General features: G+C 37.9%; 5 protein-coding genes and 2 pseudogenes. 3 read left to right on the top strand and 4 right to left on the bottom strand.

Features of this window, described 5'->3' with window-relative positions; translation table 11 throughout:
* Nucleotides 1-938: 938 nt before the first annotated feature.
* A pseudogene (locus tag TERY_RS36845) lies at nucleotides 939-1,370 on the bottom strand (GDP-mannose 4,6-dehydratase); the annotation flags it as partial.
* Nucleotides 1,371-2,510: 1,140 nt separating this feature from the next.
* On the opposite strand from TERY_RS36845, the gene TERY_RS25230 reads away from it, so the two are divergent.
* Nucleotides 2,511-3,518, top strand: a complete 1,008-nt coding sequence (locus tag TERY_RS25230; protein ID WP_011612052.1) for a hypothetical protein — start codon at nucleotides 2,511-2,513, stop codon at nucleotides 3,516-3,518.
* 582 nt (nucleotides 3,519-4,100) lie between these two features.
* Here the strand turns inward: TERY_RS25230 and TERY_RS11830 are convergent.
* The 3 genes and pseudogenes from TERY_RS11830 to TERY_RS11845 form a co-directional block, all read right to left on the bottom strand.
* Nucleotides 4,101-4,580 carry a hypothetical protein gene (locus TERY_RS11830; RefSeq protein ID WP_044136754.1) on the bottom strand — a complete coding sequence of 160 codons (480 nt, stop codon included), beginning with the start codon at nucleotides 4,578-4,580 and terminating at the stop codon, nucleotides 4,101-4,103.
* 178 nt (nucleotides 4,581-4,758) lie between these two features.
* Nucleotides 4,759-9,202 (bottom strand): annotated as a pseudogene (locus tag TERY_RS25240) (tetratricopeptide repeat protein).
* Nucleotides 9,203-10,754: 1,552 nt separating this feature from the next.
* A complete protein-coding gene (locus TERY_RS11845; RefSeq protein WP_011612054.1) occupies nucleotides 10,755-10,976 on the bottom strand; it encodes a hypothetical protein in 222 nt (73 codons plus the stop codon).
* Nucleotides 10,977-11,661: 685 nt separating this feature from the next.
* Between TERY_RS11845 and TERY_RS11850 the strand changes: the two genes are divergently transcribed.
* The gene (locus TERY_RS11850) at nucleotides 11,662-12,768 is read left to right on the top strand and encodes a chlorophyll a/b binding light-harvesting protein (RefSeq protein WP_011612055.1); all 1,107 of its coding nucleotides are present in this window, start codon (nucleotides 11,662-11,664) and stop codon (nucleotides 12,766-12,768) included.
* Nucleotides 12,769-13,148: 380 nt separating this feature from the next.
* Nucleotides 13,149-14,180: a chlorophyll a/b binding light-harvesting protein gene (locus TERY_RS11855; protein WP_011612056.1), complete on the top strand. Its 1,032-nt coding sequence runs from the start codon at nucleotides 13,149-13,151 to the stop codon at nucleotides 14,178-14,180.
* Nucleotides 14,181-14,182: the final 2 nt, after the last annotated feature.

A 14,182-nucleotide genomic window follows, 5' to 3' on the forward strand; every position in this document is an offset into this window, starting at 1 on the left:
ACACAATAAACTTTTCCTACATAATGGAACCTTTCTGGCACAACTAAATTTGCATCCTCAGCAGGTCGAATATTAACTTGATAAAGGTCACGCCCCACTGCATGAGAAACTACTGTAGCCGCATAACCACAACGAAGTGCTAACTCTTGTATATCATCAGCTAATCGCTTAGATTTACTATAATAAGTGTAATGATTTTTTTGTTCTGAATTATCACCCATTATCAGTGCTTTAAATAGAATTAATAACTGTCGTTTTGATAGTTTCAATAATTCGCGAGGAATATATTTTTCACCAGACTTACCTAAAGGTAATAACATCTCAGCTAGCTGTTTACTACAAACCCGAAATTGATGTTTATCTGAATCAAATAAAATTTCACTAAAATTAAATCCTAAACGGCGTAAACAACTAGCTATTTTCAAAGCTAATTCAGAGTTTTCTTGACCAATTAATATATTATAGTCTGCTACATAAGCATCATTTCCCCCTACTACTCGCAAGCTTTTTTTTACATCAACTCTACCTTCAGAAATGTAATAACCTAAAAATTCTAGCCAGTCATCCATAAAGATTTTTTCTACTTTTCTATGAGAATTTATAGGGCTTTTTCTTAATTCCAACCATTCTTCTTTTTCTCCCTCAAAATCTCCTCCAGTTAACACCTCTAAACTCTGCCAAAGTTTAGCTTCATCTGCCCTAATAAACTCTAAATTACCAGTTTTATTACGCACATACATCCAGTGATTAGGAGTCACACAAAAATCAAAGTTAGTATTAGCAAAACGGTACATTTCTCCAATATATGATTGTACAATATACTCCTCAGGAATATGATATTCAACTTTACCTTCTGAGTTTAATGTTGCTACTTTAACTTCTGATTGTAGATTTGGAAAAGCTACCCAACCTGCTTCAGTCAAAATTTCAGTTTTAGAATCAAAACAGGAGCGAATTCCAATACAATTAACATTACCTCTATACTCTTCTGTTTGAGGATGTACATCTGGGTCGCCATATACTTCAGATGTAGAAGCCAAAAAGAATTTTGCTTTTACTCTTTTGGCTAAACCTAACATATTTAATGTCCCCATTACATTTGTTTTAATTGTCTTGACGGGGTTGTACTGATAATGTATTGGACTAGCAGGACAAGCTAGATGATAAATTTGATCTACTTCTAACCTAATGGGTTCTGTAATATCGTGGCGAATTAACTCAAAGCTAGGATTATTTAACCAATTATAAATATTATGTTTATTGCCAGTGTAAAAATTATCAAGGCACAGGACTTCATGGCCTTGTTCTATTAATCTATCAATAAGATGAGAGCCCAGAAAACCTGCGCCACCTGTTACTAATATTCTCATAATTTCCACTATTAAAAAATGTAATTTGTTATGGTTTTTAATGGGTGATTAAATAACCATACTAAATTTAATTATACACCAACAAGTACAGCTTCAAAATATAATTCAAAAGATAATTCAAAAGTATTAGATAAACTTATCAAAAACCTTTTATATTTATTGCTTATAGTTTAGTCATAAATTGTATTATCTCTTTGAGGATTATCTACTTTTCTCATGGAGGATTATCTACTTTTCCCATGATAGTTTTTCAACCAATTCTAGTTTCACCTGAACACCAAAATCTAATTCTATTATCATGTTTACCCTAGCCGTTCAATTTTTCAATTACTTTTTCATCCTTTCTGGCATTTTTTAGACTCCTAAACCCCTCTTCAATTTTGCTTCCTACTTACCAGACACCATAATTTTAATTTACCTTTTAAATTGTAATAGACATACCTATGCACCTTTGAATATCCTATATGCTTTAACCATATTTGTAATTCATTATAACTATTGAAGTCTTCTACTTATCTCGTTAGTCTCTGAGTTTTTTTTCCTCTGGAGAATATTTTTTTAGGTCAACTAACAATTTTTTTCTTGTTTAATAAACCTTCAACAGCAAGCTTTCACAACTTTAGCAAACCATAATGATATAGCTATAGGATGACATCCCAATAAAATTGATATATATTTAATAGTATCCCCTGCTCCTATTTTTAGCCTATTAACATACCTCTGCTTTTGGCTTCAGTTGGAATTGCTATCTGTTGAGATAACTTTTATCTCAGTTATTTACCTCATTCAAGAATATCTAGTTTAACAAGACAGACCATAACTATACTATCTACTGTTTTGACATCAGTTTAAATATAACATTCTTTTTCCTAAATTCTATAAGGTTATTTATTAAAAAACTTACCATTAAATGGGTAAGCAAAATAAATTACACACTTTAAAAGCTCAAATCCAACCCTTGCATAAAAATTCTTTGTGCTAATATTTTTTTCTAACTACCTACCAGTTATCTGATAATTACCTCTATTATAGAAGAGTGGATAATTTTTTTATCCACACATCATCTAGAAAAATTATCAGAGTCTCAAAAAAAAATACTTAGAGAAACGCCAGCAATATTTTGTAGAAGAACTAAAAACCATGGCAAATATTACAGAACTCCAAGCAAATCTCTTAAAAATGCAGCAACTACTAAACGCTGCCGACAATGAAACTAAAAAGAAAACTTTTCAAGATATTGTTAATAATTTATCTCAACAATTAGAAAACGAAAAATCTAAATTAAACCCTCTTACAGCAGAGGAATTAAAAGTTAATCAGCCTCCCAAAAGAAAGATAATTAAACAATCAACTCAGCAGGCACAAACTTCAACTCAAAAACCTCAAGAATTACATCCGAAATATAAATCTAAAATTGAACTTAAATCAGAAGTTAAACTAGAAGAAAAATCAGAAAACCAAGAATATGAAAGTTTATTACCAAAGCAGGATTATCTTTTTCAAGGTTTAGGAGTTCTATACGGTAAAATAATTCAAAGATATGAGAACAATGATAATTATTACAACGTAATTATCAACGATAAAACCTATGAATTAATTATTGTTTATCCTAGAGTTAGAGACTTTATTAAAAAACATTATAGCCCTGAAAAAGACAGATACTTAACTGTTTATCCCAACCTGGTACATTATCCACAAACTAGAGAAAAAAATAAGCCTCCTAAAATAAGTTTTACTATTATTGCTGCAAATGACTCACCATACTTAGAGTTGGAGCCCAATGAATTTAAATTATTTGGACTATGGCAATTTATAGCTGTGTCCAAATGTCCTGTAATGAGTATTCATAGAAATCGGGAAAAAGATGGAAACGATCGCGTATGGCCTCTCAAAACAAAATTCAAGGATAATAATAAGTTACACAAAAATCTAACTAGAGCTAATCATGTTCCTTTATTATGGAAAAATGCACCTGTTAAGCCTTTTAGGTTTAACCCTAGACTTGATAAGGATCAACAAGGCGATCGCTATTTCTGCCAAGTGAAAGCTAAATTTCTTGCTGATCGAAGTGTTTGGGGTTTCCACGAGTTACTTGCAGAACCTACTCTCGATATTCCCAAGTTCTATAAGCCTATAAAAGTAGTTTGAACTACCCAAAGTTGACCTAAAAATTTGGTCAATAGCTCACCTTTTCAAGGCTCGATAAAAAAAAATAAACTTTAGTACTTCAAGGCTCTCACTTGAGCCAGAAGTACTTCTAACTAATATACCTATGCTCAACAAGCAGGTAGCCACAGAAGTTGCTTTTTAATTTCAATTTTGTCAAATAACCCCAAGCTTCTCTAGATAGTTTATTTCTTTTTCGCGATCGCTTATTTTCTACTACCATAAGCGATCGCTTTTGAATTTCATTTTCTGAAGCTCAAAAAAAACTGCGGCATTTTCCCTTGCATTCACACAAAAATTTTGATATCATATAATTAGAGTGGAGTAACTCGGGCATTTGCATGATTTTTTCTTCAACCCACTTTTCAGCAACTTAAGAAAATCAAAACATTCAGGAATATGTTCCCGTGGATAATTCATAGTTCATAATTCATCCCCAGAAGTTTAGAGTCTGTTTACCAATAAATCATTGATAACTTCTCATTAGAGATAGTTTTGATTAAACTTTTCCATCTATAAACTCCCTACTGCTGGAAAATCACCAACATTTTCATTTTCTGAAGCTCAAAAAAAACTGCAGCATTTTCCCTTGCATTCACACAAAAATTTTGATATCATATAATTAGAGTGGAGTAACTCGGGCATTTGCATGATTTTTTCTTCAACCCACTTTTCAGCAACTTCAGAGATATTAATAAAAAACTTACTAAAAAAATAGAATAGGTGCAAAAACCGATGAGGAATGAGGAGCAGACGGTTACATTTAATCTTTTGTTTTTTAAAGATGTTATTTATTTGGGTAAGGAGGCGATCTATATTTAGTATCTTAGCTAGACCCTTGAGGTTAGGAGCTAAGTTATTTATCCATTGCTCTTTTTCCTGAAAATATCCTTTTAAATAGTTATTAGTCCAATTGATTAGAGTTTCTAAATCTTCAGCAGATGACTTTTCGACTATAGGATACTGACTATTAGCAGTAATAATAAACGTGATAATTTTGTCTCTGCTGATATACCACTCTATCATAGCAGTATCTTGTTCCATCAGGTTTTGAATATCCCTGAACAGAATAGGTTCTACTCTCTCAGTTAAGGTGAAACTGGGATCTATATCTTTAATTTGATTTAGTACCTCATCTAATTCCTGCCGTGATTTTTGTAATTCTTGCTGTAGGGGTTTTTGTGAAGTTTCAACAGTTGTTGTTCCTGGACTTCTGATTTACTTACCTACCTGATTTTGCTGAACGCTGTTTTATAACTATCTGTAATTGTCTTTCCAGCGATGGAATGTTTCGTCGCAGTCGATCTAGCTCCAGGAGAATTTCTTGAGGAATGTTACCTTTAGGATAGAGTTCGCGTTTGACAAGGAGTTCAACGAGGGTGAGGGCTTTGGTGCGTTCTGCTGTTTCTATGGCTTTATACTATTGCTCTAAATTGATGTATATTTGCACCAGATTTTGATAAACTGATATTACTTCTGCTATAATCTCTTGGTAGCGATCGTCGGTGGTTGCCCAACTGCAGCTGAGTTCCACTACAGTTATGGCTTTTTCATAGTTGTCGGCGGCAAGTTGCCAGTTTTGGTTGTCGAAATATAGGTCGCCTAAGTTGCAGGTAGTGATAAGATGTTGGATAGGGTCTTCTTCTTGGGTGCACACCTGCAAAGTTTGTTCGCATGCAGCAATGGCTGCTTCTATATTTTCAGTTTTGTCTCCCCTTATTCTGTATAAAGTAGGCAATGCCGAGATTATCTTGAGTTCTTGCCCAGTCGATAGGGAAGTCAGTTTGGGTATACACCAGCAAAGCTTGTTGGCATGCAGCAATGGCAGCTTCAATATTTTCGGCTTGGTCTCCCCTTATTCTGTTAATGTAGGCAGCACCGAGATTATTTTGAGTTTGTGCCCAGTCGATAGGGAAGTCAGTTTGGGTGCGCACCAGCAAAGCTTGTTGGAATGCAGCAATGGCAGCTTCAATATTTTCGGCTTGGTCTCCCCTTATTCTGTTAATGTAGGCAGCACCGAGATTATTTTGAGTTTGTGCCCATTCCATGGGGAAGTCAGTTTGGGTAAACACCAGCAAAGTTTGTTGCCATGCAGCAATGGCAGCTTCAATATTTTCGGCTTTGTCTCCCCTCATTCTGTTAATGTAGGCAGCACCGAGATTATTTTGAGTTTGTGCCCAGTCGATAGGGAATTCAGTTTGGGTGTACACCAGCAAAGCTTGTTGCCATGCAGCAATGGTGGCTTCAACATTTTCGGCTTGGTCTCCCCTCATTCTGTTAATGTAGACATTCCCGAGATTATATTGAGTTTGTGCCCATTCCATGGGGAAGTCAGTTTGGGTAAACACCAGCAAAGTTTGTTGCCATGCAGCAATGGCAGCTTCAATATTTTCAGCTTGGTCTCCCCTCATTCTGTTAATGTAGACATTCCCGAGATTATATTGAGTTTGTGCCCAGTCGATAGGGAATTCAGTTTGGGTGTACACCAGCAAAGCTTGTTGCAATGCAGCAATGGTGGCTTCAACATTTTCGGCTTGGTCTCCCCTCATTCTGTTAATGTAGGCAGCACCGAGATTATCTTGAGTTCTGGCCCAGTCGATAGGGAATTCAGTTTGGGTGTACACCAGCAAAGCTTGTTGCAATGCAGCAATGGCAGCTTCAATATTTTCGGCTTTGTCTCCCCTTATTCTGTTAATGTAGGCAGCACCGAGATTATTTTGAGTTCTGGCCCAGTCGATAGGGAATTCAGTTTGGGTGCGCACCAGCAAAGCTTGTTGCAATGCAGCAATGGCAGCTTCAATATTTTCGGCTTTGTCTCCCCTTATTCTGTAAAAGTAGGCAGCCCCGAGATTATATTGAGTTTGTGCCCAGTCGATGGGGAAGTCAGTTTGGGTATACACCAGCAAAGTTTGTTGCCATGCAGCAATGGCAGCTTCAATATTTTCGGCTTTGTCTCCCCTTATTCTGTCTCTGTAGGCAAGGCCGAGATTATTTTGAATAGTTGCCCATTCCATGGGGAAGTCAGTTTGGGTGTGCACCAGCAAAGCTTGTTGGCATGCAGCAATGGCAGCTTCAATATTTTCGGCTTTGTCTCCCCTTATTCTGTAAAAGTAGGCAGCCCCGAGATTATCTTGAGTTCTGGCCCAGTCGATGGGGAAGTCAGTTTGGGTATACACCAGCAAAGCTTGTTGGCATGCAGCAATGGCAGCTTCAATATTTTCGGCTTTGTCTCCCCTCATTCTGTTAATGTAGGCAAGGCCGAGATTATCTTGAGTTCTGGCCCAGTCGATGGGGAAGTCAGTTTGGGTATACACCAGCAAAGCTTGTTGGCATGCAGCAATGGCAGCTTCAATATTTTCGGCTTTGTCTCCCCTCATTCTGTTAATGTAGGCAACGCCGAGATTATTTTGAGTCATTGCCCAGTCGATGGGGAAGTCAGTTTGGGTGCGCACCAGCAAAGCTTGTTCGTATGCAGCAATGGCAGCTTCAATATTTTCGGCTTTGTCTCCCCTCATTCTGTTAATGTAGGCAACGCCGAGATTATTTTGAGTCATTGCCCAGTCGATGGGGAAGTCAGTTTGGGTGCGCACCAGCAAAGCTTGTTCGTATGCAGCAATGGCAGCTTCAATATTTTCGGCTTTGTCTCCCCTCATTCTGTTAATGTAGGCAAGGCCGAGATTATATTGAGTTTTTGCCCAGTCGATAGGGAAGTCAGCTTGGGTGCGCACCAGCAAAGCTTGTTGGCATGCAGCAATGGCAGCTTCAATATTTTCGGCTTTGTCTCCCCTCATTCTGTTAATGTAGGCAAGGCCGAGATTATCTTGAGTTCTGGCCCAGTCGATGGGGAAGTCAGTTTGGGTATACACCAGCAAAGCTTGTTGCAATGCAGCAATGGCAGCTTCAATATTTTCAGCTTTGTCTCCCCTTATTCTATAAATGTAGGCAAGGCCGAGATTATTTTTAGCTTTTGCCCAGTCGATAGGGAATTCAGTTTGGGTGTACACCAGCAAAGCTTGTTGGCATGCAGCAATGGCAGCTTCAATATTTTCAGCTTGGTCTCCCCTTATTCTATAAATGTAGGCAATGCCGAGATTATTTTGAGTCATTGCCCAGTCGATAGGGAAGTCAGTTTGGGTGCGCACCAGCAAAGCTTGTTGGAATGCAGCAATGGCAGCTTCAATATTTTCGGCCTTGTCTCCCCTCATTATGTTAATGTAGGCAGCACCGAGACTATTTTGAGTCATTGCCCAGTCGATAGGGAAGTCAGTTTGGGTGCGCACCAGCAAAGCTTGTTGGAATGCAGCAATGGCAGCTTCAATATTTTCGGCCTTGTCTCCCCTTATTCTGTAAAAGTAGGCAGCCCCGAGATTATATTGAGTTTGTGCCCAGTCGATGGGGAATTCAGTTTGGGTGTGCACCAGCAAAGCTTGTTGGAATGCAGCAATGGCAGCTTCAATATTTTCGGCCTTGTCTCCCCTCATTCTGTTAATGTAGGCAGCACCGAGATTATATTGAGTTTGTGCCCAGTCGATGGGGAAGTCAGTTTGGGTATACACCAGCAAAGCTTGTTGCCATGCAGCAATGGCAGCCTCAACATTTTCGGCTTGGTCTCCCCTCATTCTGTTAATGTAGGCAGCACCGAGATTATTTTCAGTTGCTGCCCATTCCATGGGGAAGTCAGTTTGGGTATACACCAGCAAAGCTTGTTGCCATGCAGCAATGGCAGCCTCAATATTTTCGGCTTTGTCTCCCCTTATTCTCTCAGTGTAGGCAGCGCCGAGACTATTTTGAGCTTTTGCCCAGTCGATGGGGAAGTCAGTTTGGGTATACACCAGCAAAGCTTGTTGCCATGCAGCAATGGCAGCTTCAATATTTTCAGCTTGGTCTCCCCTTATTCTATAAATGTAGGCAATGCCGAGATTAATTTTAGCTCTTGCCCAGTTTATCGGGAAGTCAGTTTGGGTGAACACCAGCAAAGCTTGTTGTAATGCAGCAATGGCAGCTTCAATATTTTCGGCTTTGTCTCCCCTTATTCTGTTAATGTAGGCAGCGCCGAGATTATTTTGAGTTTGTGCCCAATTTTCCCGTTGACTATCAGAGGTAAAGACTTTTAGCATTACTTCATAACCTGCAATACTAATTTCCATTTTGTTTGTTTTGTTACCCAGAGGAAATTGCTGAATGCGGTTACTGAAAATACCAATAGATATAGCTATATCTTCTGCTACATCCGCCTCCACTTCAGAAAATTTAGCAGTCGCCCAGTTTCGCAATATATCAGCAAAGCTATCATCAAGTTTATCTAAGTTTTGCTGTAGGAGTGGGTAGACAACTTTCGAGTCACCCTTGCTTTCTGCAGTTGCCTCCAATACCTCTTCTAAGAAATTCAAATATTCTGCCGATGAGTAATGAGTTGAGGGAGAAAATTCTGAAGTTTCTAGTAACTCTACAAGCTGACTCCTGAGATGGCGTAAAAAATTAGCAGCGTTTTGAGCATTTTCGTCATCATTTTCTGCCAGTTGTTGTGCACAAAGTTCCATTATTTCGAGTAACCCTTCATCTACCAACTCTTGGTTCGTTTGGAGGATTTTTTCTACCTCACTGCCAGGGGAATTTAGCAGTTGGTCGATGAGGTTGATGTATGCTTCTTTGCGTTTGTTGTCCATTTTTAGTTATTGGTTGGTTGATGTCTTTTGTTAGGTTTTAGGCCGCAGGTTTTAGGTAGCAGGTCTTAGGTGGTAGGTTTTAGGTGTTAAGCTTTTGTGCACTTAAATAACTAATTGTTCCATACCTCAGTTCAGAGAAAAAATCCTTCTAAATTCTCAGCTCTAAGTTCTAAGACTTGGCCACCAATATAAAAAACATAGAATTTTATCTCCATATCCTTATGTCCCATTTTGAAGTGAGATAGCTTCCAGAATGTTGATAGCCTTCCTATTAGTTATCTTCAAGATATTTTTTTTTGCAATTATATTATTTTACACAATTAAACAGAAAATATCAATAGTTACCTGCTGTCAAATACCTGTTTGTACATCCCTATAGCAAGAGCAAACTAATTCGTCGCTCTTACCTAAAATCAATATTACTGTTTTCAACCAAGCATTAGCTGACTTAGCTGAAAATTTTGGTGACAGAGAAAATAAGCACATGATATTAGTGCTAGACAGAGCAGGTTAGCACAGTAGTCAAAAACTGAAAAATCCAGAGAGTTTGCACTTGGAGTCAATACCTGCCAATACACCTGAAATACAACCAGCAGAAAGACTCCAGCTAATAATTAATGAACCTATAAGTAATCAAAACGAGTGAAAATTTATCTCAGATAGAAGATATAGTAAATGATCGATGTATCAACCTGATGAAACAGCGATATCGCTCCCAAACAGGTCTCACTTGTTTTCGTTGCTAGCCTACTGATGATTTTTTAAGTGCTTCAAGACTAGCCTTGCCTAGCAATATCGCTCCGGGTAATTATTTTTATTCCTTCCTACTCTATTATACACAAACGATATTACCCGACATGATATTATTTGTTCGGCTATGCCTAAGTTTCAACGTCTTAATGTAGAAGAAATTCCCCTTTTTTTATTAGTTGAGAGTAGAAATTTTAGATACCTTATTACCCCAACGAGTCTCTAAATATAATCTCAGAGTTTTCAGAAAACCTGTATCTAAATTTCGTTCTAAAAAACCAAAACACTGAGGTAATTCTCAGTAGATGGAAACTCCCTCTTTTCCTATTATTAATCATGCTTTGGTAGTGCCTCAGTAAAGCGTGGGAAAAGTAATTAAGTCGTTCCCACTCCAAAAAGCGATCGCGTTCCTCAGCTCTTTGGGCAGCAGTATTTTCTTTGCCACCATGAACCCACATCCAATTAAAGTAGCCATCGCCAACCTTACCGTTACCTCAGTTTGTTGCCAGAGCTTGCCAAATTTATTCTGTCAGCGACGCCACCGACCGAGCTACTGTCTGATAATTCCACTTGTGCGTTCCAATTGCTGTGTATGGTTTTTAGCAATAACGTGTTCTATTACAGAGCAATACTCATTCATACCCTCCCCCATCATCAGTTAGCCATTTTTGACAGCTAGTTTTTCCTTCTGTGTTCACGATCAATTCCTCAATAAACTAGTCAGTATATTTATCTACTCTAGCACTCAGAATTCATCCACTGGATAAAGCTTAGGTCATGCCAACCCAAGAATATCCTTTTATCAATTCCTGATACTGGCACTGTTTTTATTTTTTTGGACGAATGACCAAAACTCATCACTGCTCACTTGTGAAGTATTGATATTCTGGAAATGAGCATTATGGATCATTTGTCCTTTTTCAGAAGTAGCTCTCACCAAACTAACTACGGTATTATAGGCAAAATTCACTGTTCGACTAATCCCTCTTAAACCACAGCCCTCAACGTGAGCCCGTATTTCCATCCGCTGCTTTCAGCCTTAACTGAACCGTATTGACTTATAACAATTAGTAAATTAGACATAAAAATATATATTACATCAACTATTAATAATAATTATCAATAATTTAAATTATTCATACTTAATATTTGTCAAAAACATTGTAGTGTTTATGTTATGCAAAATGTAGGTTTTAATGGTCAACGTGAAATAAATAAATCTGTGAGGTATAAAACAACTTATTTATTTAGGACTTAAAGCACCACAAGGTATTATCCTGATGACTACAGACACCAAGACAATCTAAATCCTAACCTCATGGGTAAGCCCTGTTAGTATTTATTGTCCATTATGCCCTGGAAACAGTTAACTATCAATTGCTTAACCACCAATTTTGATTACTATTTTCTATATTTTTAATAACCTTTTTTTATGCTAATGGACTTTTCCTATGTTTCTTAACAAAAATTAATATTCTAATTATTGATAAAAATTCTGATTTATGTTGAAATAAAATTATTGAAAATAAAAGTCAATATAGTAGTCTAGTTTTAGCTGTGTATAAAAGGTTCTAAAATCAAAAAAAGGTTCATATAAAAGGAATCTAAGATTAAAGCTTAATGCTCTTATTAAGATTCTTTATTAATTGTAGAGGACTACTATTGATACTTTTTAAGTCAATATCCTTCAGATTGAGGATATAATTTATATGCAAACATTAGACAATGAAAACAGAAACACAGTTGAAAAGCCTGAATCTACTAACAGCAGAGGAATCTTCTGGATACCATTATGGCGATCGCTAGGCTGGTCTTTTGAAGCAACAGAAGATGAAGGCGCTCCACTGCTAAGAGGGAATATCAGGTTCAAAGACCTATCCGGGCAATTATTGGGAGCCCACGTAGCACATGCTGGCTTGATAGTGCTATGGGCAGGTGCAATGACCTTGTTTGAACTATCCCACCTTGATCCTAGCTTACCAATGTATGAGCAGAATCTAATTTTACTGCCCCATCTAGCAACATTAGGTATTGGTATAAAAGCAGGTGGGGAAGTAATTGACACCTATCCTTACTATGTTATCGGCATGCTGCATCTCATCAGCTCTGCTGTTTTGGGTGCAGGAGGTATTTATCATGCCGTTTTAGGTCCAAAAAAGCTTGATCCAAAAGGCTTTGGCTACAACTGGGAAGATGGCAATAAGATGACAACAATTCTAGGTATCCATCTAGTGTTGTTAGGACTTGGAGCAGCACTATTAGTGATAAAAGCAACAGCTTTAGGCGGTATTTATGATCCACTAGTAGAAAAGGTACGACTAGTACAGCCAAACCTAAATCCTGTCAGAATTTTCGGCTATCTATTTGGCTATAGCCCTAATGGCTGGACGATCACTGGTATGGCTAGCGTCGATAATCTCGAAGACGTTATCGGTGGTCATGTCTGGGTAAGCCTACTTTGTATTGTTGGCGGTCTATTTCACATTGTCTCCAAGCCTACAAGTTGGGCAAAAAAGATACTAATATGGTCGGGAGAAGCTTACTTATCTTATAGTTTGGGAGCACTAGCGATCGCAGGCTTCAGTGTAGCTGTATTCGTCTCCACAAACGAAATTGTTTATCCTAGCATATTTTATGGCCCTATTGGGGGTAACTATGCCCGGGTTAGTCTAGCCGGTGTTCATGCTACATTAGGTTTTCTAGCTTTACTAGGACATTTATGGCACGCCAACCGAGCTCGTGCTGCTAAACGTGGCGTATCTTATGGAACCTTCTTTAACTATATAGCTCTAAGGGCTCAAGTATCTACAACTTAATAGCTGAAAGTGCAGAAAGTGCAATAAGCGAAAAGGTTATAAAAAATGTGTAAGTATGCCAAAGCACACTTCTATATAGCTAATACCATTTTACTGAAGTCATAGGTTCATGCATTCATGCATGAATACTTTAAAATTTCAAAACTTTGACGCGCTCAATAATTTGAGAGAATTATTTGACACTTAAAATTAGAAACTATTTGTGACATCTTTAAAATGAAAGTGAATTAGTATAAGAAGCTCACACCTAAACCTATGCTGCACGAGCAAAAAGTAGAACTTCCCTCGTTAGTATAATCTAGTTTCAGCTATTCCATAAATACTAACCTTTGTAGTTAAACCAATAAATTCGATGATCTTAAACAAGGAGAAAAATCGCGATGACTGTCGCCACTGATGATAACGTGCAAATTCCTTGGCGAGCAGGTAATGCTCGGCTTGTTAACCTATCAGGAAAACTATTGGGCGCTCATGTAGCCCATGCTGGGTTAATTGTACTTTGGGCTGGTTCTATTACCTTATCTGAAGTCGGGAACTTTGATCCGTCTTTACCAATGTACGAACAAGGATTAATTGTAATACCAAATCTAGCTCGTTTAGGACTTGGAGTTAGTGAAGGGGGTGCGGTTGTAGATACCTATCCCTATTTTGTAATTGGGGTATTGCATTTAATTAGTTCGGCGTTTTTAGGAGCTGGTGGTATTTTCCACGCTCTCAAAGGCCCAGAAAAACTAGAAGAAAAATTTTCCTTTTTTGGTTATAGGTGGGATGATCCAGGCAAAATGACAACTATCCTGGGTATCCATCTCGTATTGTTGGGATTTGGTGCTTTGTTGCTTGTAGCAAAAGCAATGGCATATGGTGGATTATACGATCCAGTCATTCAGAATGTGCGGGTAATTTACGATCCAACTTTGAACCCCACAACCATTTTCGGCTACTTATTTGGTACACAAGGGCGTTTCTGGCTAGCTGGTGTCAACTCTTTAGAAGATGTAGTAGGTGGTCATATATGGATTGGTGCTATATGCATTGTGGGTGGTATCTGGCATATGAGAACCGTACCATTTAATTGGGCAAAAGGGTTATTTGTATGGTCAGGAGAAGCCTATCTATCTTATAGCATTGGAGCAGTAAGTTTAATGGCATTTATAGCCACACTATTTGTATCTGTTAACTCCCTAGTATTTCCTACAGAATTTTACGGACCCACCTTAACTCTAGTCTTTGATCGCTTTCCTGTATTTGTTAGTTCTGATGGAGCCTTAACTGCAAGGGTATGGTTAGCTAATGCCCACTTCTGGTTAGGCTTTTTCTTCCTACAAGGACACATATTCCATGCCTTACGAGCAGCAGGATATAGCTTTATCGAAGGCAGAGTCATTAATTCTACAAGAGGTCAAGTAAGTTAGTT

This window comes from Trichodesmium erythraeum IMS101, assembly GCF_000014265.1.
Taxonomy (GTDB): domain Bacteria; phylum Cyanobacteriota; class Cyanobacteriia; order Cyanobacteriales; family Microcoleaceae; genus Trichodesmium; species Trichodesmium erythraeum.

Coding starts and splice junctions, on each gene's coding strand:
- TERY_RS25230 (WP_011612052.1), top strand. CDS start 2,511: ATGGCAAATATTACAGAACTCCAAGCAAATCTCTTAAAAATGCAGCAA.
- TERY_RS11830 (WP_044136754.1), bottom strand. CDS start 4,580: ATGGAACAAGATACTGCTATGATAGAGTGGTATATCAGCAGAGACAAA.
- TERY_RS11845 (WP_011612054.1), bottom strand. CDS start 10,976: ATGGAAATACGGGCTCACGTTGAGGGCTGTGGTTTAAGAGGGATTAGT.
- TERY_RS11850 (WP_011612055.1), top strand. CDS start 11,662: ATGCAAACATTAGACAATGAAAACAGAAACACAGTTGAAAAGCCTGAA.
- TERY_RS11855 (WP_011612056.1), top strand. CDS start 13,149: ATGACTGTCGCCACTGATGATAACGTGCAAATTCCTTGGCGAGCAGGT.